16 protein-coding genes, 2 rRNA genes and 2 pseudogenes (1 of these 20 only partly in view) are annotated in these 26785 nt (G+C 54.0%); 11 read left to right on the top strand and 9 right to left on the bottom strand.

All coding sequences use genetic code 11. The features are described from left to right. Window positions 1–106 precede the first annotated feature (106 nt). Window positions 107–1258 carry an App1 family protein gene (locus tag H9L05_RS17830; RefSeq protein WP_187732061.1) on the top strand — a complete coding sequence of 384 codons (1152 nt, stop codon included), beginning with the start codon at window positions 107–109 and terminating at the stop codon, window positions 1256–1258. A 148-nt stretch (window positions 1259–1406) separates the two neighbouring features. On the opposite strand, the gene H9L05_RS17825 is transcribed toward H9L05_RS17830, so the two are convergent. Further along, the gene (locus H9L05_RS17825) at window positions 1407–2102 is read right to left on the bottom strand and encodes a hypothetical protein (RefSeq protein ID WP_187732060.1); all 696 of its coding nucleotides are present in this window, start codon (window positions 2100–2102) and stop codon (window positions 1407–1409) included. 14 nt (window positions 2103–2116) lie between these two features. Beyond that, window positions 2117–2992, bottom strand: a complete 876-nt coding sequence (locus H9L05_RS17820; protein ID WP_187732059.1) for a hypothetical protein — start codon at window positions 2990–2992, stop codon at window positions 2117–2119. Between the two features lie 166 nt (window positions 2993–3158). Here H9L05_RS17820 and H9L05_RS17815 point away from each other — a divergent pair, with 166 nt between their 5' ends. Continuing rightward, complete coding sequence (locus tag H9L05_RS17815; protein WP_187732058.1) at window positions 3159–4682, top strand: hypothetical protein; 1524 nt, start codon at window positions 3159–3161, stop codon at window positions 4680–4682. A gap of 446 nt (window positions 4683–5128) precedes the next feature. Here the strand turns inward: H9L05_RS17815 and H9L05_RS17810 are convergent, their stop codons facing one another. The 3 genes and pseudogenes from H9L05_RS17810 to H9L05_RS17800 all read right to left on the bottom strand — a co-directional run bounded on the left by H9L05_RS17810 (window position 5129) and on the right by H9L05_RS17800 (window position 8559). Next, entirely contained in the window at window positions 5129–6616 is a 1488-nt protein-coding gene (locus tag H9L05_RS17810) for an exonuclease domain-containing protein (protein ID WP_187732057.1), read from the bottom strand. Window positions 6617–6969: 353 nt separating this feature from the next. After that, the gene (locus H9L05_RS17805) at window positions 6970–7434 is read right to left on the bottom strand and encodes a ferritin-like domain-containing protein (RefSeq protein ID WP_187732056.1); all 465 of its coding nucleotides are present in this window, start codon (window positions 7432–7434) and stop codon (window positions 6970–6972) included. A 91-nt stretch (window positions 7435–7525) separates the two neighbouring features. Next, window positions 7526–8559: pseudogene (locus H9L05_RS17800) on the bottom strand (AI-2E family transporter). Between the two features lie 381 nt (window positions 8560–8940). On the opposite strand from H9L05_RS17800, the gene H9L05_RS17795 reads away from it, so the two are divergent. Continuing rightward, the gene (locus H9L05_RS17795; RefSeq protein WP_187732055.1) at window positions 8941–10860 is read left to right on the top strand and encodes a DNA topoisomerase IV subunit B; all 1920 of its coding nucleotides are present in this window, start codon (window positions 8941–8943) and stop codon (window positions 10858–10860) included. Window positions 10861–11081: 221 nt separating this feature from the next. Here H9L05_RS17795 and H9L05_RS17790 read toward each other — a convergent pair whose 3' ends face one another. Together H9L05_RS17790 and H9L05_RS17785 are read right to left on the bottom strand one after the other, a co-directional pair. After that, entirely contained in the window at window positions 11082–12707 is a 1626-nt protein-coding gene (locus tag H9L05_RS17790) for a M1 family aminopeptidase (RefSeq protein WP_187732054.1), read from the bottom strand. Next, complete coding sequence (locus tag H9L05_RS17785; RefSeq protein ID WP_187732053.1) at window positions 12674–13624, bottom strand: M1 family metallopeptidase; 951 nt, start codon at window positions 13622–13624, stop codon at window positions 12674–12676. Before H9L05_RS17785 ends, H9L05_RS17790 begins: the two co-directional genes overlap by 34 nt. A gap of 757 nt (window positions 13625–14381) precedes the next feature. On the opposite strand from H9L05_RS17785, the gene H9L05_RS17780 reads away from it, so the two are divergent. The 8 genes and pseudogenes from H9L05_RS17780 to rplT all read left to right on the top strand — a co-directional run bounded on the left by H9L05_RS17780 (window position 14382) and on the right by rplT (window position 23212). Next, window positions 14382–17135 carry a DNA gyrase/topoisomerase IV subunit A gene (locus tag H9L05_RS17780; protein ID WP_373285373.1) on the top strand — a complete coding sequence of 918 codons (2754 nt, stop codon included), beginning with the start codon at window positions 14382–14384 and terminating at the stop codon, window positions 17133–17135. 313 nt (window positions 17136–17448) lie between these two features. Next, window positions 17449–17952 carry a hypothetical protein gene (locus H9L05_RS17775; RefSeq protein WP_187732052.1) on the top strand — a complete coding sequence of 168 codons (504 nt, stop codon included), beginning with the start codon at window positions 17449–17451 and terminating at the stop codon, window positions 17950–17952. Then, window positions 17925–18224 (top strand): tetratricopeptide repeat protein, encoded by a 300-nt coding sequence (locus H9L05_RS17770; RefSeq protein WP_187732051.1) that lies wholly within the window; start codon window positions 17925–17927, stop codon window positions 18222–18224. The genes H9L05_RS17775 and H9L05_RS17770 overlap by 28 nt, the downstream gene beginning before the upstream one ends. 150 nt (window positions 18225–18374) lie before the next feature. After that, entirely contained in the window at window positions 18375–19493 is a 1119-nt protein-coding gene (locus tag H9L05_RS17765) for a tetratricopeptide repeat protein (protein WP_187732050.1), read from the top strand. Window positions 19494–19680: 187 nt separating this feature from the next. Beyond that, the gene (thrS, locus tag H9L05_RS17760) at window positions 19681–21624 is read left to right on the top strand and encodes a threonine--tRNA ligase (protein WP_187732049.1); all 1944 of its coding nucleotides are present in this window, start codon (window positions 19681–19683) and stop codon (window positions 21622–21624) included. 187 nt (window positions 21625–21811) lie between these two features. Further along, a pseudogene (gene infC / locus H9L05_RS17755) lies at window positions 21812–22369 on the top strand (translation initiation factor IF-3); the annotation flags it as partial. 173 nt (window positions 22370–22542) lie between these two features. Beyond that, on the top strand, window positions 22543–22737 hold the full coding sequence (rpmI, locus tag H9L05_RS17750) for a 50S ribosomal protein L35 (protein ID WP_187312636.1): 195 nt from the start codon (window positions 22543–22545) through the stop codon (window positions 22735–22737). 130 nt (window positions 22738–22867) lie between these two features. Continuing rightward, complete coding sequence (gene rplT, locus H9L05_RS17745; RefSeq protein ID WP_187732048.1) at window positions 22868–23212, top strand: 50S ribosomal protein L20; 345 nt, start codon at window positions 22868–22870, stop codon at window positions 23210–23212. A 1200-nt stretch (window positions 23213–24412) separates the two neighbouring features. On the opposite strand, the gene rrf is transcribed toward rplT, so the two are convergent. Both rrf and H9L05_RS17735 read right to left on the bottom strand, forming a co-directional pair. Further along, window positions 24413–24524 (bottom strand): 5S ribosomal RNA (rrf, locus tag H9L05_RS17740). A gap of 84 nt (window positions 24525–24608) precedes the next feature. Beyond that, window positions 24609–26785 (bottom strand): 23S ribosomal RNA (locus H9L05_RS17735); it runs 735 nt beyond the window's last position.

The raw sequence follows: 26785 nt of genomic DNA, 5'->3' as shown, positions 1-26785 counted from the left end.
GTTTGTATCCATTCGAAAACGTGGTCAGGCGGAGGGAAGTGTACTGTTGAGGCAACTCCCTGGCGGGTTTTGCTCGTACGCTGCTTTCTACCCTTTTGCATTCCCTATGCCCTCCTTCCTCCACAAACTCAGTAGTCTGGCCGAGCGGGCTGATGACCTGGTCACGAACACCCGCGCCCGTTTGGGCTTCTTGCACCCGCTCCAATTGGTAACGTACCGCAGCTACGGCACTGCCGGCCGCCTGTACGTAAAAGGCCGTTTGCTCACAGATAAAGGCATTGGCGACCCCGGCGAGGGCGATTCGCGCTGGCAGAACCTGCTGAATATGTATCGGCGCTTCGAGAGCAATGAGATTCCGGGGGCTGAGCTGATTATTCGGCCGGGTGATGGCAGTGAGCACAACGTGACCACCGACGAGGAAGGATACTTCACGCTGAATATTGAGCCCAAAAGTCTGCCGGCTCCCATCGATTTTCTGTGGTACCCGGTAGAGGTGGAGTTGAAAAAAGCCCCCCAGCATCTCCAGATGCCCACCGACATGAAGGAGCCGGCCCACGTGCTCATTCCGCCCCTCGACGCTGAATACGGTATCATCAGCGACCTCGACGATACTGTTATTCAAACCTCCGCCACCAACCTGGTGCGCATGGCGCGCACGGTGCTGGTGCGTAACGCGCACTCCCGCCTGCCGTTTGAGGGCGTGGCCGAGTTCTATCGAGCGCTGCAATTGGGGCGCAATGGCAAGCGCAACAACCCGTTTTTCTACGTGAGCAGCAGCCCCTGGAACCTCTACGATCTGCTGGACGATTTTCTGGAGCTGAATGACGTGCCGCCCGGCCCGCTGCTGCTGCGCGATATGTCATTGACCCGCAAAGCAACCAAGCCCGAAGCCTCGGCCCATCATGGCCATAAGCTGCACGAGATTGATAACCTTCTGCTTACCTATCCCGAGTTGCCATTTGTGCTCATCGGCGACAGCGGGCAGGAAGATGCCAACATTTACCGCGAGGTTGTGCGCCGCTACCCCGGCCGCATTCTGGCCATTTATATCCGCGATGTGCAGCACCCCGGAAGGGCGGCGCTCGTGGAGCGTGTGGCCGAGGAAATACTGCAGGATAAGGTGGAAATGCTGCTGGTAAAAGACACGGTGCAGGCCGCCGAGCATGCCGCCAAGATTGGCCTGCTTTACACAGAAGCTATTCCGGCAATTGAAGTAGAAAAGGAAAAAGACCAAACGGCTCCGGAGCCGACGTTGTAAAACAACGGTTTTCAGAAGTTTGCTATTGAAAACAAAAAAGCCCCCCGCACATTGTGCGGGGGCTTTTTTGTCTTTTAACAAGTCATGCAGAGCGAAGCGCCGCATGACGTTCTGAGGGTATTATTTCTACGCTAACAATATCATTAACTCAGGTTCCTTCCCGGTCATAGGCGTGCATTTTTACACCATGATCCGTTCTGTCCCAGGTTTCCTTGCTCTTGGTCAGCTCATTATCGGAGTGGGTGTCATAGTAGCGGGTTTTCTTGCTGAGGCCCTGCACCCGAGTTGAGTCGGTGACTTTATCGGAGTTGGGGCCTCCGTAAATGTTGATGCGTGGGCCGCGCCGCACTTCACCGCTTAGCTCAAATATGTCTTTGCCTTCGAGGCCATGCAGCGTGATCTCCTTGGTTTCATTGGTCCGAAACACGCGTTGGTAAAACACCGAATCCCGGTCCGATTTGCCCCCCAGCGTGTACACCGTGACTGCCGTGGTGGAATCGGTAAGGCGGCGCACCACGAAGCGCTCATCCTGGTCGGTGCCGACAACGGTGACGTGGCGGGCCAGAATACGGTAAAACTCGTTGGCTGCCCAAGGCAGCTTAGCGCGGCGGGCTTCTAACGCCTGCCCGATATATTCACCTTCCTGCGCAAACACGGGCTCTGGAAAGCGCTTGAGCGCATTCGCAATGGCGTCGTCATCGAGGCGCGTTTGCAACTCCGTGGCCAAGCGTTGGAAGTCGGCAGAGGTTACTTTATTCAGAAAGCGCTCATCCACGAACCGGGAGTTCTGCGTCATGCCTTCAATGCTCTCATATTCGGGCCGAAACGTGCGAAACTTTCCCACAAAAAAGGGCCGGCTTACAATCCAGGGAATGATACCATCCTTGAACCGAAAAAACGCCTGGTCGCGGTCCTGGGGACGGGCCGGTAGATAGTTGGGCCGTTGGCATCAGGATAAACAGCCCAGCTCCACTGGCCCTCGTGGCGGTCCCAGTCGCCAATCCATAAATCGAACAAGCGGGCACGGGCGAAGGCAATCTGATCGACGCGGTGGCTGGGGTCGGCAAAACGGTCGCGCAATACATCGTCGCTTTCCAACAGGTCGGTGGCTTTGCCGAATGCGGGCGTCAGGCTGGCTCTATCCTCGAATTTCTCTTCCAGCAGCACCAGCTTTCCCCGAAATAGCTCCGATTCCTCACCCAGGCCATTTTCATCGGAGCGCACATAAAAAGGCCGCGGCGTGGTGTGCAGCAAACCGGCCGCTTCCGCCAAAGGTGCCACTACAAAGGACCCATAGGGGTTGGCCGCCGAAGTAGCGTCGCGCACCAGATTCAGGGCAAACGTCTTGCGAAAAATCTTGGGCAGCGTTTTATATGGGTCTTTATCGATGCTGCGCAGGGCGTACTCACGGCCATCGGAGCCGAGCACTGTCATGCTGGTGCTCTGAAAACCGCCTCCCAGCTTGCCCGGTTTCAGGCCTCCCGGCACAGCAGTGGCGGGGTCAAACACGGGTACCCACACGGGCGTGGCCCACACCGGGCGGTAGTGCTTGCCCAGCAACAGGTTGTGAACGGGGCCGCGCTGATAATGCCTACCCGCGGTGACGAGCACACTATCGGTAGCAGCGGGGGAGGAGGTGGTTACAAGACGAGCGTCGGGTTGGAAAAAGTTTTCCCGTACACAGCCCATCGAACAGGCCAGTAAGAGCAGTAGGGCGGAGGAGCGTGAAGGCATGGAGTGAGATTGTGGCGCAACTTACTGCCTTCAACGCAACAGTAGGCAATAGCGGATAACAATTGCATAATTTCCAAACGGAATTGCTCTTTTCCCGTTTGCGCTATAAATTATGCTATCGACTGCGTTCGCAGCCGGCTTCCATTGTAGCGCTATTCCCGCATCTGTGCACTTTCTACTGAAAGCATTCCGGCCTGGCCGCTTATTGGGATTAGGTACTAGTTGGCTGGTACTGGCTGCCTGCTCAGCCCGTGAGGTGCCGGCAGGTACGCTGCCCGTTATTGGCCCCGACTCGACGGTACGCGTGGCGGCCGGCCCACAGTACGAGCGCGGCGCTGTGCATCAGTTTTTCTGGGGCGACCACTACCGCCGCGAATGGGCGACGCCGGTGCAGGCTCCCGTATTCAACCTGCGTACTGCGGTGCCGGGTGGCTTGCGCCCCTTACAGGCCGGGGGCAGCTTTCAAACCAAAAACCTGCGCCTCGTCGACTCGCTGGGGCAGGAGTATGTACTGCGCTCCGTCGACAAAGATGCAACGAAGGCTTTGCCCCCCAGGCTGCAAAACGGCCCCATTGGCCGCCTGATGAAGGATCAGACCAGCGTTATTCAGCCGTACGGGGCCTATATCGTGCCGCGGCTGGCGCAGGCGGCGGGCGTGTATCATACCAATCCGCGCCTGGTGTGGCTGCCGGCTGATGCGGCGCTGGGCCCGTTTCGGGAGGAGTACGGCAATGCGCTGTATCTGTTTGAGGAACGCCCCGACGGCAACCAGGTCAACAGCGCGAACTTTGGCAACTCCTCATTAGTCGAAAGCTCCCGGAAGGCCTTTACTTCCCTTTTCGTGACGCATAACTACCGCGTAGATGCGCGCCATTACCTGCGCTCCCGCCTGTTTGATATGTGGCTGGGCGACTGGAGCCGGCGCGAAGATCAATGGCGCTGGGCCAGCTTTCCGGGGCCGGGCGGCACAGTGACGTACCGGGGCATTCCTCGCGACCGGGACCACGCCTTCTTTAAGTTTGATGATGGCCTGATGACGCGGGTAATAAGCTGGTTTAAAACTAATTACCAGACGTTTAAAGAGAATATTCGCCTGCAAGATGTAGAGGGACTCAATAAGGCGGCGCGGCCCATGGATAAGTCGCTGCTGGCTTACCTGACGGCCGAGGACTTCCGTCAAATTGCGGACTCTTTGCGCCTGCGCCTCACCGACGTGGCGATTAAGGAAGCAGTAGGAGTGTGGCCGCCCCAGATTTATGCTCTGTCGGGAGCGGAGTTTGAGAGCAAGCTGCGCAACCGGCGGGAGCAATTGCCGGCTGTGGCCGCCAAGTTCTACGAGCTGCTGGCCCGCGATGTGGAGCTGCCCGGCACCGACCAGCCTGAGCGCTTTCTGATAGAGGCCGTAGCGCCGGACGAAGTGCGCATCAGTATGCTGGCCCGCCGGGTGGCCTTGCAGGATAGTCTGCTAAGCCAACGCACGTTTAAAGCCCGCGAAACCAGCACCATCAAGCTCTTCGGGTTGGGCGGCAACGATGTATTCGAGTTTCATGGCCTGCCCGATGCTGATTTTGTCATAAGCATCTACGATGGGGCCGGACAGGACCTGGTCATCACCGGAAATGCCCCCAGACTAAGACCAAAACGGATGTCACCATCTACGACAGCGGCGACGGCAACTTATTGCAGCTAGCCCCCAACAGTGACATAAAAGTGGAAGCTTATCATCCGCTGGCCAACGAGTTTGATGCCGCTGGCTGGCTCCTGCGGCACCGCTTGTATTAAAGTGGGTGCCTGTTCAAAGGTGGCCCCTCATGTGGTCGTTCAACGATTGGCCTCACCCCCCGGCCCCCTCTCCCTTGGAGAGGGGGAGCCTGACGTCAGTCGTTCTACGCGGCTGCGTCGGCTGTCGCCTCCGCAACCGCTACCGCGTTCTTTTCATGGTTTTATAAAGCAAAAAAGGCCCCCCAGATATCTTCTGGGGGCCTTTTTTGATGCTGAGCTTATCGGATTGGACTGGTAGCCGTACCTGGAGCGCGAGCGGAAGGTGCGGCGTAGGCCAAGCGGCTGGCTCCCCCGCAAACGCTTGAAGCGCGTTACCCCTTTGAGAGGGGGCTGGGGGGTAAGGCCCGGCCAGAACTACTTAAAAATCTTAACCTTATCCTTGTGCTTGGTGCGCAGATATTGGCGGATAATCTGCTGCACGTCCTTGTTGTCGCCGTAGGGCTTGATGACGTCGCGGAAATCGGCCAGGCGGCGGGCCGAGAACTCGCCATCCACGTAGCCGAAGCCTAAGTAGCGTCCATTTTCAACCACCACAACCGACTTCTCATCCCCGCTGCGGCCCTTGCCGATAACTACGAAGGAGCCGTGCTCAAATGTGAAGCTCTCGATGGCCTCGTCCACGCGCAGGTTATACTCTTCCGGCGACTCAGCGCCCACGCACGCGCCCTTGCAGCGGTGCACCTGATAATCGAAGCAGGCACCCTGGGTTTTGTACAGGTCGCAGAGCTTCTGGCAGAGGTTGAACTTGGAAACTTTGTGAAACAGAAAGCCTTTGGCCTTGAATTGATTGGCCAGCGCAATAAGCGGCGTGGCCGGATTATCGGCGTCGGCGCGGCCGTAGTAGAGGTGCTTGTAGCCCTTTTCATCCTGCCGAAGATAAATGCCAGCTGGAAAAATGGAGCGCCGCTGCTGACGGTTATAAAACGGCTTCATGCGCTTGATTTCGGCCGATTCATACAACAAAGCCACTAACTCCGAGCCCGTCAGCTCCCAGGTAATATCGGAGATGCTGTTCTTGAATTCCAGCGACTTGCGCGACTTATAATCGACGGCGAAGTGCTGCTGAATCCGCTTGTAGATATTGATGCTCTTGCCCACATAAATCACCTCGCCCTGCTCATCGTGGAAGTAGTACACGCCGGCCTCCTGGGGCAATGTAGCTACCTTTTCGGGGGTGATGTTGGGGGGCAAAAGTGCGGTTTTGATGGCTTCCTGCACGGCCGTTACGCGCTTGACGCTGGGCTTTTTGGTGGCAGTAGCGGCGGGTCGGCCGCTGGGCGCCAGGGCATCAACCGAGGCCAGCGTGTCGGCGGCACTGATGGCGGGATTGGCAAGGGCTTCATCCTGCTGCGAAATCTTGAGCAGACGATCGAAGAGAATGGCAGTGGCGGCAGCATCGCCGGCGGCGCGGTGCCGGCCTTCCAGCGGAATGCCAATATTCTGGCACAGCTTACCCAAGCTGTAGCTGGGCTGGCCCGGAATAAGCGACCGGCTCAGGCGCACCGTACACAGCGTTTTGCGCGAATAGTTGTAGCCTAAATCCGCGAATTCCTTTTTCAAAAACGAGTAGTCGAAGCGCACGTTGTGGGCCACAAACACGCAGCCTTCGGTCATTTCGACCACTTTGCGCGCTACCTCGTGAAACCGGGGCGCGTCGCGCACCATGTCGTCGGTGATACCTGTGAGCTGGGTAATAAAAAAGGGAATCGACCGGCCCGGATTGACCAGCGTTTCATATTGGTCTACCACCTTGTCGCCATCGTGAATGAAAATGGCCAACTCGGTAATGCGGTCCTGCGTGGGCTGGCCACCAGTGGTTTCAAGGTCAATGATAGCGTACAAAGGCAGCGCAGATTTGGATTCTGATTTAGCTAATGATATTGGTAACAAAGATAAGCCCTACTAAGGTTGCAAAAAGAAATCGTAGGAATGACTGATGAGCAGAACGTCATGCTGAGGAATCGAAGCATCTCTGCCGCTTCGTTGCAATGGTATTGATTCTACTAACCAGTAGAGATGCTTCGACAGGCGGACGCCAGATCAAGCATGACGGTCTGTTTGTTGAGACTACTACTCCTACATCAGCCCATAAGCTGCTTCGCTGCGCTCTGCATGACGTTCTTTTGTGGAATATTTGTGCACAAAAAAGCCCCCAGACGAATCTGGGGGCTTTTATTATAAATCGGGAAAGCGAATTAGCGCTTCAACGAAGTAATCTGGTTTTTGGCAGCCAGGATTTCACCGTGCTGCTTTTGAATGATCGACTTGGCTTCAACGGGCAGGCCCTCAGCTTTCAGCGCTTGCTCGTAGGCTTCGAGGGCTACTTTGTCGCCGGTTTCGCACTCGCCCAGAATGGCGTTGTCGTCCTGGCCGGTGATGACCGATTTAATGTTAATCCAGCCGCGGTGTACAGCAGCAGCAGCATCGGCAACTACGCCTTCCACTGTGTTGCCGGCTTCGGTATTGATACCAAACTGACGAGCCTGCTGCTTCAGCTCAGAAGCAAACTGGGCGCGCTGCTGGCTGAACTGGCTCAGTTGCGACTTTAATTGAGGACTGGTAGCGCCTTCGGCGGCTTCCTGGTAGCCTTTGGCACCAGTTTCGTTGATTTCGACGAGGTCGTTATAAGCGCGGGCAGTGTTATCGCTAATAGAGGCCATGGTAAGTTTGTTTTAGGGTTAGGTCAGAATGTGTAGCACAGCCACGTCAAGAAGCTGATCAGGAGTTTATACTAACAAATTGCCCCCCAGGTTACGAGGCTCCTCGCAGGCGCTGCCAAAGCCGCCCAAAAAAGCCTGGCTCGGCCTTCTTGTCTACAATATCGTCGCCATCGGCCACGTCGCCCAGCAGAAAGCCGAACGGCTCCGTGGCTTTGGATGAGTCGAGCACTACCTTAATCACGGCTATCAGCGGAATGCTAATGATGATGCCCGGCGTTCCCCACAATTCGCCCCCCAGAATAAGCGCAATGATGGCCGCCATCGGGTTGATGCTCACTTTGGAGCCCGTAATCATAGGCGTAATAAAATTGCCCTCCAGGAACTGCACAAACACAAACACGCCAATTACGCCCAGTGCTTTGGCCGGCGAGCCGGTTTCGACCAGCGTAATGATGGCCGGTAAGGCCGAGCCAATCAGAATACCGATGTAGGGAATGATGGTCAGAACCGAGGCAAAGACGGCGAAGAAAATGGCGAATTTGACCCCAGAACGAGCAGGCCAATAGCATTCAGAATGGCCACAATCACGATAACTGTCATCAGACCACTGATATAGGCCTGGATCACCGTCTGGATACTGTCCACGGTGTGCAGTACCGATGTGCGCTTCTCGGGGCTTACAAAGCGGAACATAAACTGCCGCATGTGGTCGCGGTAATACAGGAAGCAGAACATATAGATAGGCACCAGCGTGACCACGCTCAGCACATCGGCCGTGGTGTTTAGCGTAGCGCCCAGGTATCCGCCAGCATCTTTTTTAGCGCTCTTGAGCGATGAATCAATCAACTCGTCTTTGCTGATGGGCTCAATGCCAAAGCGCTGGCTCAGCATCTGCTGAATCTGGTCGAAATACTGCACCAGTTTAGTCTGCAGCTTGGGAAGTTCGGCCTTAAACTGCGTCATCTGCGAGCCGAAAGCGAAGATTATGGCTGCCAATCCGACAATCACCAGCAACAGACAAAAGAGAATGGCCAGCACCCTCGGCCAGCCCCACCGCTCAAAGCGTTGGCACAACGGCAGCAGCAGAATGGAAAAGAGGGCTGCAAACGTGATGGGCAGCAACACACTGTCGAGCTTCCAGAGCACGAACACGAGCAGCGACAAACCAATGAGCAGGAAGGTATAGTAGATGACGGGGGCAATTTCACCTCGGCCGGAGTCGAGTTGGGTCGAGGGCCGTTAAAGTGTTTAGAGGTAGAAAGCATTAGCTAAAAAAATTAGGAAAGCAGAAGAGAAGTAAAGTTGGGCGTCAGGGTAATGGATGTTGTTTTTGGGAGGAACTATGTGCGCTAGGGGCTGGTTTTAGTTGGAAATTTTGCTAATATTTATGGCTAAAATCAGCGCTTCGGTTCCACGAGCAGCAGTCTTGCGCCCTCCTACGGCTTACTGTTGAGAAAAGGCCAATTTTCTGCGTTATTTTACCTCAAATTTGATTACCTAGTTTATATGGCTGACGAACAACTTCCCATTGCCCCCCAACACGCGTACACCGAAGACAGCATCCGCTCGCTTGATTGGCGTGAGCATATCCGTTTGCGGCCCGGTATGTACATCGGTAAGCTCGGCGATGGCTCGGCCTACGACGACGGTATTTATGTACTTGTGAAGGAAGTTATTGATAATTCCATCGACGAGCACGTGATGGGCCACGGCCGCACCATCGACATCAAGATATCTGACCAGCGCGTGCAGGTGCGCGACTATGGCCGCGGTATTCCGCTGGGCAAAGTGGTGGACGTGGTCAGCAAGATCAACACCGGCGGCAAGTACGATTCCAAGGTGTTTCAGAAGTCGGTGGGCCTGAACGGCGTGGGTACCAAAGCCGTGAATGCGCTCAGCAACTACTTCCTGGTGCAAAGCGTGCGCGACGGCCTGATGAAGTCGGCGGAGTTCTCGCAGGGCAAGTTGGTGCAGGACCCTAAGCCCGCGAAAACCTCCCAGCGCAACGGCACTCTGATGGTATTTCAGCCCGATGATACGGTATTCAAGAACTACCGCTTCATTCCGGAATATCTGGAAAATCAGATCTGGAACTACGTGTACCTGAACGCGGGCCTGACTATCAACTTCAACGGGCAGAAATACTACTCCGAAAATGGTCTGCTCGATTTGCTTTCGCGCAAAGCCGACGCGGAGAGCCTGCGCTACCCCATTATCCACCTCAAAGCCCCCGATATTGAACTGGCGCTAACGCACGGCAACGACTACGGCGAGGAGTATTATTCTTTCGTAAACGGCCAGTACACCACCCAGGGTGGTACGCACTTGGCAGCCTTCCGTGAGGCGGTGGTCAAAACCGTGCGCGAGTTCTATAAGAAGGAATACGACGCGGCCGACATTCGGGGCTCCATTATCGCGGCCATTTCGGTGCGGGTGCAGGAGCCGGTGTTTGAAAGCCAGACCAAAACCAAGCTTGGCTCCATCAATATGGGTGAGGACGGCCCCACGGTGCGCGGCTTTATTCTGGACTTTGTAAAAGAGCATCTCGACAATTACCTGCACAAAAACCAGGCAGTGGCCGACGCGCTTAAGCGGCGCATCGAGCAGAGCGAGCGGGAGCGTAAGGATATGGCGGGCGTGAAAAAGCTGGCTAACCAGCGCGCCAAAAAAGCCAACCTCCATAACCGCAAGCTCCGCGACTGCCGCTTCCACCTCGGCGAAGGCAAGCAGGAAGCCGAAGCTCTCACCACGCTGTTCATCACGGAGGGCGATTCCGCGTCAGGCTCCATTACTAAAAGCCGCAACGTGGAGACGGAAGCCGTATTCAGCTTGCGCGGTAAGCCGCTGAACTGCTTCGGGCTGAAGAAGAAAATCGTGTACGAGAACGAGGAGTTGAACCTGCTCCAGCACGCGCTCAACATCGAAGAAGGCATCGAACACCTGCGCTACAACCGCGTGGTAATTGCCACCGACGCCGACGTGGACGGCATGCACATTCGCTTGCTGCTGCTTACGTTCTTCCTACAGTTTTTCCCCGATCTGGTGCGCAACAACCATGTTTTCATTCTGGAAACACCTCTGTTTCGCGTCCGCAATAAGAAAACGACCATCTACTGCTACAACGAGCAGGAAAAGCAGGAGGCTATGCGCAAGCTGGGCCGCAACCCCGAAGTAACGCGCTTCAAAGGTTTGGGTGAAATCAGCCCCGATGAGTTCGGCAAGTTCATTGGCGAAAACATCAAGCTGGAGCCCGTCATTCTGCAATCTGACCGCTCTATTCAGCAAGTCCTGACGTATTACATGGGCAAGAATACGCCTGCCCGTCAGGAGTTTATCATCGATAACCTGCGTCAGGAGAAGGACCTTATTACCTCCGATGTGCTGCCAGTAGAAGAAGTAGCCGAAGAAGATATGGCGTTTGCATAGAGCCCGCTTTTTCAAAACTTAAATTCATAGAAAAGCCCCAGCCGACACTTCCGACTGGGGCTTTTCTATTAGTTATGAATAAGGCGGTCATGCAGAGCGGAGCATCTCGCGTGCTGATATAAGATTAGTAATCCCACTAAACACGCGAGATGCTTCGCGTTGCTCTGCATGACCGCCTTTATGTGGCAATTTTATTTAGGCTTTTTCAGCCACAAGCCGCGCTAATTGGCTTCCTGAATTTCTTTTACCGCTGCTGCTACCAGCGTTTTGGTCTGGGTCGCAGTTGGGCGCGCGGCCTGCTGCTGTTCTACTTGCCGCAGCCCGCCGATAATTGGTTCAGCAACGCCATAGGCCTTAAACTTCACTGCCAGATCTTTCATTCGCGTAATGCCCTCCGCCAGCGCCGCGGCATCTTCCAAACGACCGAGCATTTCCACCATTCCGGTCAGCATATCGAAGCGCCCATTGGGGCCGGCTGCATCATACTTGCTCAATATCGAGGGCCATTGGGCTGGTCCGCCGGCTTGGCCATATACATTTACCAAGGCCACGGTTAATGCTCCTTTGTTATCGGCCTCGAAGGCGCTGGCGCGGGCCAGCGCCTGCTTGGGTTGAAGCGGCAACAGGGCCTGCAGCGCCGCCCCCTGCACTCGGTACGATTTGCTGTCGAGAGCTTTGCTGAACAGCCTGGCGTAGCGCTTCTCCTCCAGCGTGCCGAGCGCCGTAAGCGCCGCCGCCTGCACCTGCACCGATGAATCGTTGGCGGCTAGCTTGGCGAGCAGGGGAGCGGCCGCCCGGCGCTGGGGGGCATTTTTGAGGTCAAGAGCCTGAACGGTCATCTCTCGCAAAGCGGCAGATTTGTCGGTGAGGCCAGCCACCAGAATTTTTTGGGCTAGCGGATCGGTTGGTTTGGCTTGAGCAGCGGCCAGGGCTTCGCGGCGGTCGAGGTAGTGCGGGGCGTGGCGGAACTGGTAGGCGTATTCGGCCAATGATTTGTTGTCCTGCTTCTGCCACACCTGCACTTTGGCGGCGTCCACGTTCACCAAATCCGGTTTAGTAGCAGCCGGAAAGTACAGCGTATCGATAGCATTACGAAGAGTAGCGTGGTAGCGCTGCGCTTTGCCCCCAGCGTACACATCAACCAGCAGCGGCAGCACAAAAAGCCCCCCAGCCTGGGTTTGGCGCACTACCACTGCCTGTCGCTTGCGGGCCGCATCCCACTGGTAGTCAATGGTAACCACGGGGTGGCCGGCGCCGTAATACCATTGATTGAAAAACCAGTTCAAGTCCTGGCCTGATACCTCTTCGAGGGCCAGGCGCAACTGGTGCGGCTCGCCCGTTCCGAAGGCATTTTGCTTTAAATAGTGCTGCAAGCCCCGGAAGAATATTTCCTCGCCCAAGTGGGCGCGCAGCATGTTCAGAATGCTGCCGCCTTTCTGGTACGTCACGCCATCAAACATGTCCTCTTTATCGGCATACTGAAAGCGCACCAGCGGCTTCTCATAGTTGGAAGAAGTGCGCAGATAGTTGCGCAGGCTGCGGTCGGCCTGAGCCGCGCCGGCATCGGGGCCGTAAGCGTGCTCGGCCCAGAGTACTTCACAAAAGTTGGCAAATGACTCGTTCATAGTCAGGTTGCTCCAGCTTTCGGCCGTCACGTAGTCGCCAAACCAGTGATGGAATATTTCGTGGGCAATTTCGCGCTCCACACCGGCGTATTCCCAGTCCAGCAGCTCGCGGGCGGTGCCCTGGGCTTGCTCGCCAAACAGAGAAGCGGTCGTGTTTTCCATGGCCCCGCTCACGTAGTCGCGGGCCACTATCTGGGCATATTTATTCCACGGAAACTCCACGCCGAGGCGTTGGGAAAAAACTCCAGCATCTGGGGCGTTTTGCCAAAAATAGCGCGGGCCTGGGGGGCAAATTTTGGCTCCAAATAATAGCTCACTTCCTTGCCCCGCCACGTGTCCTTCGTGATGCGGAAGTCGCCAATGGCCAGCATAAAGAGGTAAGGCGCGTGGGGCTGCTCCATCTTCCAGGTATCCGTGCGCAAGCCCGCGCCGGCCGGCTTTTGCTGCACGAGCGCGCCGTTGCTCAGCGTGACGTACTTACTAGGCACGGTCAGACTGATTTCCGAAGTCGTTTTCTGATTCGGCCTATCGATGGTCGGAAACCATACCGAAGAGCCTTCGGTCTCGCCCTGCGTCCAGATCTGTACGGGCTTGCCGGCCACAGCGCTGTCGGGGTTAATGAAGTACAGGCCCTTTGCTTCCAAAATGGCGGCGCTGCCCTTTACATTGGCCTCGTCGGGCTTGGCCGTGTATTCGATATAAACCGTGTAAGCAGCGCCGGGGGGCATTTCTCGGCCCAGGTTCACGCGCAGGTTCCGCTGATCGGTATACGCGTACTTCAGCGGCTGCATCGATGTGCCGTTCACTAAAGCTACCGCCTTGATGTCCATGCCTTTGGCGTCAAGGCGCAATGAATCGGTGGGGTAGGCGTGGGGCTTGAGTGTGAGCCATTCCTTGCCGTAAGCGTAGCGCTTGGCGTAGTCGAACTGTAAGTCGAGCCTGGTATGAACAAGATTGTTCACCCGGCGCTCCGTGGCGCGGTAACTGCTTGCGGCAGGTTGCTGAGCACTAGCAGATGAAAGGATGGCCAGGATTAGCAGGCCCGGCAGAAAGTGATGAAGGAGGCGCACAGAGGAAGTAAAGTACAGAGGTGAGGGCTGAATAAAGCGTATTTCTGCCAGCAGGAAGCGTGTTTGCAAATGACGCGTTTCTCAGCGCTTTAACAGCCAGATGCTGACGATACTAGCGGGGTTGCCTGCCCCAAGCAACAATTTGCCCCCCAGCGCAGAAATTGGCGCGCGCTGCATTTTTGAGCGTGCGAATGGTAGACTTTTACGCCCTTAATTATAGCAACCGTTGGTGTAGCTAAGATTAATCATCAAATGTATTCTATGTTTGGCTAAAGCTGTTAGTATAATTTGCGCTGATTATCAAAGGCACTAAGTTGAAAGAACTGGTTGCAGGGTACATAAAATTGGGTTTATGCTTGTGTTTGGCTAATATTATTGGGAACTTTATGAGCTTGACGCGCATTACAAATATTGCGTTCTGCGCAGCTAACGGTACTTTTGATACGCAGGCTGAACATGTAACAAGCCCGGACGCTGCTCATTTTCTTTGTAGCTTTTACTCAAACTCCATGAGTTGATCCTTACATTTTTTGCCAGTTATCTATTTTCAGGCGTCTTTAGTGAAAAGCCTTTCAGCCGCAGGGCTGAAAGAGAGGTACAAGAACATTAATCGTGGCAAGCGCCACACCCCACTGTGTCAGAAGAGAAGAATCCCCACGACCCGAACCAGGAAGAGCAGCCGAATCTATTTGGTGCCGGCGACTCCTTTGAGTTTGGGTCAGCCTCGGCCGCGCCCGAGGACGCTGATGCCGCATCGGAAAAGGAGAAGGCGGAATTTGTAGTGAGTGCCTCCGGCGAGCTGCTGCTGTCTGAGTCGTCCGAGGATGTGCACGTCACGACCGAGCCCACGCCAGTAACCGAAGAAACCGAGGAGGAGCCCAAATTTGCCCCCGGCGAAACCATTCACGACGTAGCCACGGTGGCTGGCATGTACCAGAACTGGTTTCTGGACTATGCCTCCTACGTGATTCTGGAGCGGGCTGTGCCGGCAATTGAAGATGGATTGAAGCCCGTGCAGCGGCGCATCTTGCACGCCATGAAGGAGATGGACGATGGTCGCTTTAATAAAGTAGCTAACGTCATCGGGCAAACCATGCAGTATCACCCTCACGGCGACGCCTCCATCGGCGACGCGATGGTGAATCTGGGACAGAAGGATCTGCTGATTGAAACCCAGGGCAACTGGGGCGACATACGGACCGGCGATGGTGCGGCTGCGCCGCGTTATATCGAGGCACGCCTGTCCAAGTTTGCGCTCGATGTGGTGTTTAATCCCGACATCACTGACTGGCAGATGAGCTACGACGGCCGCAAGCGCGAGCCCACCACGCTGCCTGTTAAGTTTCCATTGCTGCTGGCCCAAGGCGTAGAAGGCATTGCCGTGGGCCTGAGTACCAAGATTATGCCCCACAACTTCCGCGAGTTGTGCAAGGCCAGCATCGATGTGCTGCGGGGCCGCGACATTCAGCTGTTCCCGGATTTCTCGACAGGGGGGCTTTGTGACATTACCAACTACAACTCGGGGCAGCGGGGGGCAAAAATCCGCCTGCGCGCCACCATTGAGAAGGCCGACAAAACCATGTTGGTCATTCGCGATATTCCTTACGGCACCACCACTACGGCGCTGATGGAAAGCATCGTGAAGGCCTCGGAGGCCAACAAGATCAAGATTAAGAAGGTAGTCGATAACACGGCTGCTGATGTCGAGATTCAGGTGCACCTGCCCACCGGTGTATCGCCCGACCTGACCATGGACGCGCTGTACGCCTTCACTGACTGCGAAATTTCGATTTCGCCCAATACCTGCGTTATTATCGAAGACAAGCCGCGCTTCGTGGGCGTGGAGGACATGCTGCGGCTGAGCACCCAGAAAACGGTACGTCTGCTGGAGCGTGAGTTGGAAATCCGGCAGGATGAGCTGCACGAAAAGTGGCACTCGGCTTCTTTGGAGAAGATTTTCATCGAGAACCGCATCTACCGCAAAATTGAGGAGTGCGAAACCTGGGATGAGATTCTGGAAACCATTGACGCGGGCCTGAAGAAATTTGTGCGCGTGGAAGGGGAGAAGCAGAAGGCCAATGACACCCGCATTGTGCTGCGCCGACCCATCACCCAGGAAGACCTCACGCGCCTGACCGAAATCCGCATCAAGCGCATCTCCAAGTTCGATGGTTTCAAGGCCGACGAGTACATTCAGAAGCTGGAAACGGAGCTAGCCGAAGTGGCCGACCACTTAGCGAACATCACGCGCTACGCTATCAGCTATTTTGATGGCTTGCTGAAGAAGTACGGCGCTGGTCGGGAGCGCAAAACCCAGCTCCGCACCTTTGATGTGGTAACGGCCCAGAAAGTAGCCGTAGCCAACCAGAAGCTTTACGTGAACCGCCAAGACGGTTTCGTGGGCTTCGGCCTGAAAAAGGACGAATTCGTCTGTGACTGTTCCGACCTAGATGATATCATTGGCATTCGCCGCGACGGCTCGTTCATGGTCACGCGCATTGCGGAGAAAACCTTCGTTGGCAAGGACATCCTGCATGTGGGCGTGTACAACAAGAACGACGACCGCCTGGTGTACAACATGATGTACCAGGATGGCCCGTCGGGGGTAACTTATGCTAAGCGCTTCCTCGTGACGGGCATCACCCGCGACAAAACCTACGATCTGACCAAGGGGGGCAAAAATTCCAAGGTGCTGTACCTGACTGCCAACCCAAATTCTGAGTCGGAAATAGTAAGCATACAGCTGACGGATAAGGCCCCGGCGCGGGTGAAGCAGTTTGAGTTTGACTTCGCGGAGCTGGCCATCAAAGGCAAAGGCTCGCAGGGCAACATCGTAACCAAGCAGCCCATCAAGCGCATCAAGCAGGAAGCCCTCGGCGACTCTACTTTAGGTGGCCGCGAGATCTTCTTCGATAGTGTGGTTGGGCGCCTCAACACCGCCGGCCACGGTCGCTATTTAGGTACTTTCGACACGGATAATACCGTCCTGGTTGTATACAAGGATGGTAGCTATGAGCTCAAGTCGCCCGATCCGGCGCACCACTTCGATATGCCTAATATCGTGCTGCTGCGCAAGCTGGAACCTGATACGGTGCTCAGCGCCATATATGTGGAAGGAGAAACGAAAGTGCACTACGTCAAGCGCTTCAAGATCGAAACCAGTACGCTGGAAAAGCGCTTCTCATTTATTTCGGAAAGCAAAAGCTCCAAAATGCTGGTCGTTACGGCCAACCCGGAGCCGCTGGTCGAGATGAAAGTGCAGCGCGATAAGAAATCGGACCGCGAAACCGAGAAGCTGCCGCTGCACACGTTTATCGACGTGAAAGGATGGAAGGCTGCCGGTAATAAGCTTGCCTACTACAAAATTCACTCGCTGGCCTTGCTCACCGACGAAGGTCCGGAGCCGGAGCGCCGGGCGGCCGCCAAGAAGCGCGGCCCGGCCACCATTCCGCGCCCGGCCGCGCCGGAGCCCGTGGCGCCACTGCCCGAGCTAACCGGTCCGGTGGAAGTGACCAGCGAGGATGTAGAGCGCGCCCAGGCAGTACTACGGCGCCCCAAGTCTCAGCTAAAGCTATTTTAAAAGTCTAAAAAAGCCCCCAGTTACTTTCTGGGGGCTTTTTTAGACTCAACTTACAAACTCTGACCTAAAGGAACAGCCCGCGTGGCTTTTGCGGTTTGCCAGGTGTAGCCATGAATGATTAAGTTTCGGTTTCCAACCGTTTTGCGGAAAGCATTAATGAACTGTACATAGCTGGCAACTCATTGTATTGCGGCCAAATGCAATTATTCGCTGCTACTTCCCCAAGCTTCAATTTCAATGCTGGGCCTGCTGCCCAGCCACTTTCTAGCCTATGTTTTCGCCCCGTATTTTCAGGCTAATCATACTGCTGGGAATGCTCATGGTAAGTGAGTTGGAATCCATAGCCGCCACACTTTCCTTGCCAGATATTGGAAAGCTGTTGGCCGAAGCGCGGCTGCTCCAACGAAAATACCTCGATTCGGAAGCATTAGCGAAATACGAGCAAGTGCTGGACGAGGACGCCAAGAACTACGAAGCGCTCTGGCAGGCCGCAGTGCTTAGCGTGCGCATCGGCACGCGCTATACCGACGAAACGCGGCGGTCGGCTTATTTCACCTCGGCGGGGCAATATGCGTATCGGGCTTTTGTAGCCAAATCGGATGGGGGAGAGGCCAACTACGCCGTGGCCTTGTCTCTTGCCAACCAGGCTACGTTGCTGCGGGCTCGGGGCCGCTTGCTGATGTACAAGGAAATGCAGCCCTACGTGTTTCGGGCCGTAGCGCGCCGCCCGATTGGGCCGATACCTGGCAGCTGCTTGGGCGCTGGCATTATCGTGTTGATCATTACAACGTGTTGGAGCGGGTGTATAGTGAGCTGATTCTGGGCGGAATGCCCGGCGGTGCCAGTAGCACTAAAGCGGTCGACGCGCTTAAGCGGGCCCATGAGCTGGACCCGAAGCGCATACAGTTCTGCTATGATCTGGCCCGTGTCTATCAGAATCAGCGCCAGTTTGATGAAGCCATCACAGTGCTCGTCGATTCGCAAAAGCTGGAGCCTGTAACGGGTGAAGAGCTGGAGGTAAGTAGGCGCTGTCGGAACCTGTTGCAGCAGTTGGCGCGGCAGAAACGCGGCCGCAATGAGGTCGAATAAGCTTCTGCGGTCCTTGTCTGGCGGTATCGTTGTTGGCTTTGAAGTTATCTTTGCTGTCGGATGCGTCGTGGCTTCGGTAGAATAGTTTTGATTGACTTTCTTTAGCTCGTCGCGGCAATTCTGTATTTTATACTAAGGTTCGTAGCTGCCGTGGCTGTTATTCGTCGTTTTCTGCCTTTGCTGTTGTGCGTCGCTGCTATTTCTGCCTGCGACCAGGCACCTACTGGCCCACCTGCCACGATGGTAAACCTGGCTACGGTGCAAAGCGGGCCTCAACTGCAAGCCGAAACGTTGGAAGGCGCCATTGCCCGCCAACCCCGCAAAGCGTCTTTATACGCACGCCGCGCTACATTTCGCCTCGATGCTGGTCAGATTGGCCCTGCGCTAGCCGACATCGATCAAGCCTTAAAGCTAGATGATGACCCCGGCGAATTTTATTTCATCAGGGCCCGCGCCCTACGCGCTCAAAACCGGCTCGAAGCCACCTTGGCTGCTGCGGCCGAAGCGTCCAAGCGTGGGTTTTCTTCGCCTGAACTGAACCTGCTGGTAGGTGAAACTCACTTGGCTGCCCGCCGCCATCAAGCAGCCCTTGATCATCTTGATAGAGCCTTGCAGCAGGAGCCGGAGCTAGCCGCCGCTCTGTTCTACAAAGGCTTAGCTCACGCTGCACTCGCTGATACCGCCCAGGCGCTGGACTACCTGCGCGCCAGCCTGGCTCGCGACCCTCACCAACCCGAAATTCTACATCAGCTAGCTTTCTTGTCGAATGCCAACCGGCGCCCGGCCGCCGCTGCGGTATATGCTACGCGTGGCCTTCGCCTGGCGCCCACGCACGGTCCGCTGTGGTACGACTACGGACGGCAGCACGAGCTGCAAAACCGGCCTGATAGCGCGATTTATGCCTACACCCGCGCAGTAGAGCTGGACACCACACTATACCGCGCCGATTATCGTCTGGGCTTGGCTGCTTTCAAAAAGCGTCGCTATGCAGAAGCTTTGCCCCATTTACAGCGTGCCTTGCGTCGGGCTTCCCGCTTGCCAGGCGGACGTCAAATGGTAGCGGAAAGCCTGGAAGCTATGGGCCGCACTACAGAAGCAGTCGCTCAGTATCGTATTCTAGTCGCCGAAAACCCAGGCAATAAACACTGGACTTACCGCGCCTGGAAAGCGGGAGAACGCGCACGGCAGTTACGCGGAGATAGTATGCGTCGCCCTGTTCGTCAGGCAATAGCCCCTTTGGTTGAACGGTCCTTACCTACACTGCGCTAAGCACGCCTGGGGGCTTTTTCGGTCGGTTTTCACATAGATAAGACGTGTCTGTAGCTAGTACGGTGATGATAAGCGCAGCTATAGACAAAGAGATTTGGGGTGGTAGCTCCAATAAATGCCCCCCACATTCGTCTTAACCAGCTAACTTGCGGGCTAACGCTGTTTGTAGAGCATTTTTTCCTGACCAATGATTAACATCACTCTTCCCGATGGCTCTGTGCGCCAGTTTGTAGATGGCGCGACGGGCTACGACGTAGCCGCTAGTATTAGTGAGGGCCTGGCTCGCAACGCTTTGGGCGTGCGCGTAAATGGCGAAGTTCGCGACCTGCACCGACCCATCACGCAGAATTCTGCCCTCGAAATCCTGACCTGGAACGACGACGCAGGCAAAAATACGTTCTGGCATTCGTCGGCTCACTTGATGGCTGAGGCTTTGGAGGCTTTGTATCCGGGTGTAAAGCTTGGTATCGGCCCAGCTATCGAGAGTGGCTTCTATTACGATATCGACCTAGGCGAAGGCCGGACTATATCCACCAACGACTTTCCCCAGATCGAGCAGAAAATGCTGGAGCTGGCCCGAAAGAAAAGCCAGTATGAGCGCCGCGAAGTGCCTAAAGCTGAGGCTATAGCCTATTTCACGGAGAAAGGTGACCCCTATAAGCTTGACTTGCTGGAGCGCTTGGAAGATGGAACTATCAGCTTTTACACCCAAGGTGATTTCACGGACCTTTGCCGCGGGCCACACATCCCTGATACAAGTCCTATTAAGGCAGTAAAGCTGCTAAATGTGGCCGGAGCCTTTTGGCGTGGCGATGAAAAGAATAAGCAGCTCACTCGCGTGTACGGCATCACTTTCCCCAAACAGAAAGAGCTGACCGAATATCTTGAGCGCCTAGAGGAGGCTAAGCGCCGCGACCACCGCAAGCTGGGCAAGGAATTGGAATTGTTTGCATTCTCTGAGAAAGTGGGAGCGGGGCTACCGTTGTGGTTACCTAAAGGTACGGCCCTACGTGAGCGCCTTGAGCAGTTTATGCGCCGTGCCCAGGTTAAGGCAGGCTACCTGCCTGTAGTGACCCCTCATATCGGCTCAAAGGAGCTTTATGTAACGTCGGGTCACTATGAGAAATATGGCGCTGATTCTTTTCAACCCATCAAGACGCCTAATCCCGGTGAGGAATTCTTCCTTAAGCCGATGAACTGCCCGCACCATTGCGAAATCTACAAAACCAAGCCTCGCTCATACCGTGACTTGCCTTTGCGCCTTGCAGAGTTTGGAACAGTGTATCGCTACGAGCAAAGTGGTGAATTGCACGGCCTTACCCGTGTACGTGGGTTTACCCAAGACGATGCACATATCTTCTGCCGGCCAGATCAGGTTAAGGAAGAATTTATCAAGGTGATAGATCTTGTACTGTATGTGTTCCGGGCACTCGGCTTTGAGAATTATACTGCTCAAATATCCCTTCGCGACCCTGAAAATAAGACCAAATACATCGGCTCCGATGAAAATTGGGCCTTGGCAGAAAGCGCTATTCAAGAGGCTGCTGCGGAAAAAGGATTGCCTACGGTTACGGAGCTAGGCGAAGCGGCCTTTTATGGTCCTAAGCTCGACTTCATGGTGCGCGACGCACTAGGCCGGAAGTGGCAGCTAGGTACCATTCAGGTTGATTATAATCTACCTGAGCGCTTCGAACTCGAATACGTCGCCCCCGACAACTCCCGCCAACGACCTGTAATGATACATCGTGCGCCTTTTGGGTCGCTGGAGCGCTTCGTTGCGGTACTTATTGAGCATTGCGCCGGCAATTTTCCGTTGTGGCTCTCGCCTGAGCAATTTGCTGTCTTACCCATTTCCGAAAAATATCAAGATTATGCCCAGCATGTCTATGACCGCTTGGTACAAGCTGAATTGCGTGGTTCATTAGATAGCCGCGATGAGAAAATAGGCCGCAAAATCCGCGATGCCGAAATGTCCAAGGTGCCTTATATGCTCATTGTAGGGGAGAAGGAGCAGGAAAATGGCATTGTTTCACTCCGTAAGCACGGGGAAGGCGATTTGGGTAGCATGCCAATCGAAGCATTCATTCGTAGCTTTAATAGCCAAGTAGCTGAGATGCTAGTAGGTAATTAGTTCACTTATATAAAAACATGCCCACGACAGCAAATGCTGAAATGGGCATGTTTTTATATAGTCACTTTTTTAGATCCGAAAAATAAGCGGATATTTGCCCGCTGATTGAAACTCATCACGGGTCATTGTGTTGAGTTAGATAGTATCTAAAGATTATTCGCTCACCTTTCAGAAGGAGGACCAACTCATAGCAACCCCAAATCGCCGCTACATCCCCCGTGCTCAGGTGGAGGAGCCGTTCAAAATCAACCAGAAGATTACGGCCCGCGAAGTGCGCCTGGTCGGTGAAAACATCGAGCAAGGTGTTTATTCAATTGAGCAGGCCCGTCGTTTAGCTCAGGAGCAAAACCTAGACTTAGTTGAGATTTCGCCTACGGCCGTGCCGCCTGTGTGCCGAGTTATCGACTACTCTAAGTTTAAATACGAGCAGAAAAAGCGCACCCGCGAAATGAAAGCCAAAGCCACGAAAGTGGTATTAAAGGAAATTCGGTTTGGTCCTAACACCGACGAACATGACTTTGCTTTCAAATTGAAGCATGCGCAGGAATTCCTGCGTGAAGGGGCAAAAATCAAGGCTTACGTGCACTTTGTAGGCCGCTCCATCGTGTTCAAGGAACGCGGTGAGATTTTGTTGCTAAAGTTTGCTCAAGCTCTTGAAGACTTAGCTAAAGTTGAGCAGTTGCCCAAACTAGAGGGCAAGCGTATGTTCTTATATTTGGCTCCTAAGGTAGCCGTAGTTGCCAAACCCAAAGCACCCGCCACTAAAGAAGGAGGGAAGGAAGGTAAAGAGGTCGCACCCAAAGAGCTTAAAGAAGTTAAAGCCAAAGAAGAACAGGCTTAGAGGTAGTTATTCATTGCTTAGGCATTAGATTAATTAGCTTATTAACAAGCATTTCCTTTTTCTCAATTCATACCACAATGCCAAAAGTAAAGACGAAATCCGGTGCTAAGAAGCGTTTTACGCTCACCGGAACGGGCAAGGTGAAGCGGAAGCACGCCTTCAAAAGCCACATTCTCACCAAGAAGACTACCAAGCAAAAGCGTAATCTAACGCATGTTACGCTTGTTAGCTCTGCCGATATGAATCGGGTGAAGGATATGCTGAATATCTAAGAATGTTGAGTCACTGTTAATTTAATAACAGTTTCGATTATCATTTGAAGGTTCAGTATCTCAATAATTTTCCACCAGGCGCCCGGTTTACAAGACAAGGATTGTCACCGGTCGCCAAAAAAAGTAGGTTATGCCAAGAAGTGTGAATAACGTGGCTTCGCGCCACCGCCGCAAAAAGGTAATGAAGCTTGCAAAAGGCTATTTCGGCCGCCGCAAGAATGTTTGGACCGTTGCAAAAAATGCTGTTGAGAAAGGCTTATTATACGCTTACCGCGACCGCAAAACCAAAAAGCGCGAGTTCCGTGCTTTATGGATTCAGCGTATTAACGCCGGTGCTCGTGAGCATGGGTTATCGTATTCTCAATTCATGGGCGGCCTGAAAAAAGCAGGCATCGATTTGAATCGTAAAGTATTGGCTGATCTCGCTTTGAATCACCCAACCGCTTTTCAAGGTATTATTGAAAAAGTTAAGTAATACCTCAAGGATAAATAAAAAGGCTCACCTTATGCAAGGTGAGCCTTTTTATTTATCCACTTTTTAATTAATTACTCTCATTTTTATTTGAAGAACAAAATACGCTCTTTATGCAACTTTGTATATACAAATGATTAATGAGATTAGACCTGTACATAATTAAATCATAATAGGTTATTATTTATGTCACGCCTAACTAACTCAAAACCAACACGCTTAGTTTAATTAAGGTGAGATTAATATAAAGCAGTATTATAAACTGACTAGCATAGTTGAATGATACTATACTACGCGCTTACAAATGCTTAGATAATAAATTAAGGGTGCCAGCAGAATTTTTATTTCATAATAAAAAACTTAGTTATAATAAATGATTAGAAGGTGTTGATATTCCCGCAATCGGAGCAAATTTCCTGATAAAGGAAAAAAGGGCCTAGAGTGTGCTTTTAAATTATTTCGCTGGGTGACCCTACAACTAAACTGCTTGAGGCAGTTGAATAGCCGATCAATAAGGTGACATTGGGTATAGCTGACTTCATTATAAGCACAGGAGCACTTGCTAGAGTGGGAGGGATGGGATGACGGCACAGTTGCCGCGGGCCGCTTCAAGTGGTTCTGAATATATTCGCGACTAGCATCAAGTCTTGTAGTGCATGCTGGTAGGCGGCAGGGTACACCCGAACGAGTTAACCACAAGTGTTAGCCACCACGAGCAGCTTGCTACTTAAGACGTCGACAGCTGCACTCTATTCAGTATGGGTTGCTGGCGTACTGAATAGAGTGCAGCATTGGCATGTGCAAATAAATTTCCCTGTTGCCCTGGTGCTTACAGTCGGGCCCACATGTACGGAGCGGTCCCGAGCTTATGTACTTTGTGCCAAATCAGATTTTTTGTGTGCGCAAAAGGACGGCTGGCAGCACCGTTGCGTCTCAGTCACGTCAATAGTAAGCTACAGATGAGTTTTTCTGACCTGTAAATATTGTACTACGGCTTGGCAGCAGATGTGTGATGTCTCACTAATGCGCATCTGTCGACATGAGGTCAATGCCACAGGCTATTTCCTAATTACTTATAATAGTGATGTAAGGTAAACTATAACTAGCACTCAGGTACTGGTGCCTTTAGGTGTGCGGGGGGGCTATAAACGAGGGCAGCCCCCGCATCCGGTATGGGGACGCTGGGGGGCTGCGGCAAAGTAAGGTTGGCGGCGACCGACTCTCCCACCGGTGAAGGTAGTACCATAGGCGCTCCGGGGCTTAACTGCTCTGTTCGGAATGGGAAGAGGTGAACACCCGGGCTAAAGCCACCATTACTGGCGGTCGTGTCCTGTTCGCGGACACAACAAATAACGTTGACGCAGGTAACGGGTAAGAAGAAAGGAGAAAAAGAGCTGTATTGGGTAAGTGTTCGAGTCATTAGTACTACTCGGCTCGGCCATTTCGGACCTTCCACCTATAGCCTATCCACGTGGTCGTCTCCCACGACTCTTCCTATATAAGAGATCTCATCTTGAGGTGAGTTTCGCACTTAGATGCTTTCAGCGCTTATCTCATCCCAGCGTAGCTACCCGGCGCTGCAGCTGGCGCCACAACCGGTGCACTAGCGGCTGGTCCATCCCGGTCCTCTCGTACTAAGGACAGGTCCTCGCAAATCTCTAACGCCCACCACAGATAGGGACCGAACTGTCTCACGACGTTCTGAACCCAGCTCGCGTGCCACTTTAATCGGCGAACAGCCGAACCCTTGGGACCTTCTCCAGCCCCAGGACGTGACGAGCCGACATCGAGGTGCCAAACCTCCCCGTCGATATGAGCTCTTGGGGGAGATCAGCCTGTTATCCCCGGCGTACCTTTTATCCTTTGAGCGATGGCCCTTCCATGCGGAACCACCGGATCACTATATCCGTCTTTCGACCCTGCTCGGCTTGTAGGCCTCACAGTCAAGCCCGCTTCTGCTATTGCGCTCTGCGTACGGTTACCAAGCGTACTGAGCGGACCTTTGAAAGCCTCCGATACTCTTTTGGAGGCGACCACCCCAGTCAAACTACCCACCAGACACTGTTTCCCCGTCTCGGAGATTAGGCACCGAGTAACACAAGGGTGGTATTTCAACGTTGGCTCCCCGAGAGCTGGCGCCCCCGGCTCATAGCCTCCCACCTATCCTACACATGTGTTACCCAGCGTCAATGTCAAGCTATAGTAAAGGTGCACGGGGTCTTTCCGTCCCGTGGCGGGTACTCGGCATCTTCACCGAGACTACAATTTCACCGAGCTCACGGCTGAGACAGCGCCCAGATCGTTACACCATTCGTGCAGGTCGGAACTTACCCGACAAGGAATTTCGCTACCTTAGGACCGTTATAGTTACGGCCGCCGTTTACCGGGGCTTCGATTCAAACCTTCGCCTTGCGACTAAGTTCCCCTCTTAACCTTCCGGCACCGGGCAGGTGTCAGACCTTATACTTCCGCTTACGCGTTCGCAAAGTCATGTGTTTTTGTTAAACAGTCGCCTGGGCCTTTTCACTGCGGCTTCTCTGCTTGCGCAGAGGAAGCGACCCTTCTCCCGAAGTTACAGGTCCATTTTGCCGAGTTCCTTGGCCGTGATTCACTCGAGCCCCTCAGGATACTCTCCTTGACTACCTGTGTCGGTTTGCGGTACGGGTTACAACAAGATTAAAACGCTTAGCAGGTTTTCTTGGCAGTCTGATTAGGCAAACTATCCCCGTGGCCGAGGCCGTAGGGTACTATCACGTTTCAGCAAAGTCAGCGGATTTACCTACTGTCTCTATACCTACGCGCTTCAACGGGCACTTCCGTCCGCCCGCGTTGCTTTCACTTCTGCGTCACTGCATCACTTCTCATTGTAAGTGCTGGAATATCAACCAGCTGTCCATCGACGTAGCCTCTCGGCGTAGCCTTAGGTCCCGACTAACCCTGCTCCGATTAGCGTTGAGCAGGAAACCTTAGTCTATCGGGGGGCGGGTTTCTCACCCGCCTTATCGTTACTCATGCCTACATTTGCTTTTCTAGCCGCTCCAGCACCCCTGACAGGATACCTTCACCGCTGCTAGAATGCTCCCCTACCACTTGCATATAATGCAAATCCATCGCTTCGGTACCAGACTTGATGCCCGCGTATTATCGATGCCCTCTCGCTCGACCAGTGAGCTGTTACGCACTCTTTAAATGAATGGCTGCTTCCAAGCCAACATCCTGGCTGTCAAGGCAAGTGGACCTCCTTTGTTCAACTTAGTCCGAATTTAGGGACCTTAGCGGATGGTCTGGGTTCTTTCCCTCTCGGCATGGGACCTTAGCACCCCACGCCTCACTGCCGGCTATATTACGTGGCATTCGGAGTTCGTCTGGATTCGGTAGGCTTTGACACCCCCTAGTCCAATCGGTAGCTCTACCTCCACGTAACTCAACGCCGACGCTGTACCTAAATACATTTCGGGGAGTACGAGCTATTTCTCAGTTTGATTGGCCTTTCACCCCTACCCACAACTCATCCAAATCCTTTTCAACGGAAACTGGTTCGGGCCTCCAGTTGGTTTTACCCAACCTTCACCCTGG

The organism is Hymenobacter qilianensis, assembly GCF_014489555.1.
In the GTDB taxonomy this organism is placed as follows: Bacteria; Bacteroidota; Bacteroidia; order Cytophagales; family Hymenobacteraceae; genus Hymenobacter; species Hymenobacter qilianensis.
This window is presented reverse-complemented; position numbering and strand designations above follow the sequence as displayed.

Coding starts and splice junctions, on each gene's coding strand:
- H9L05_RS17830 (WP_187732061.1), top strand. CDS start 107: ATGCCCTCCTTCCTCCACAAACTCAGTAGTCTGGCCGAGCGGGCTGAT.
- H9L05_RS17820 (WP_187732059.1), bottom strand. CDS start 2,992: ATGCCTTCACGCTCCTCCGCCCTACTGCTCTTACTGGCCTGTTCGATG.
- H9L05_RS17805 (WP_187732056.1), bottom strand. CDS start 7,434: ATGGCCTCTATTAGCGATAACACTGCCCGCGCTTATAACGACCTCGTC.
- H9L05_RS17795 (WP_187732055.1), top strand. CDS start 8,941: ATGGCTGACGAACAACTTCCCATTGCCCCCCAACACGCGTACACCGAA.
- H9L05_RS17775 (WP_187732052.1), top strand. CDS start 17,449: ATGCTCATGGTAAGTGAGTTGGAATCCATAGCCGCCACACTTTCCTTG.
- thrS (WP_187732049.1), top strand. CDS start 19,681: ATGATTAACATCACTCTTCCCGATGGCTCTGTGCGCCAGTTTGTAGAT.
- rpmI (WP_187312636.1), top strand. CDS start 22,543: ATGCCAAAAGTAAAGACGAAATCCGGTGCTAAGAAGCGTTTTACGCTC.
- rplT (WP_187732048.1), top strand. CDS start 22,868: ATGCCAAGAAGTGTGAATAACGTGGCTTCGCGCCACCGCCGCAAAAAG.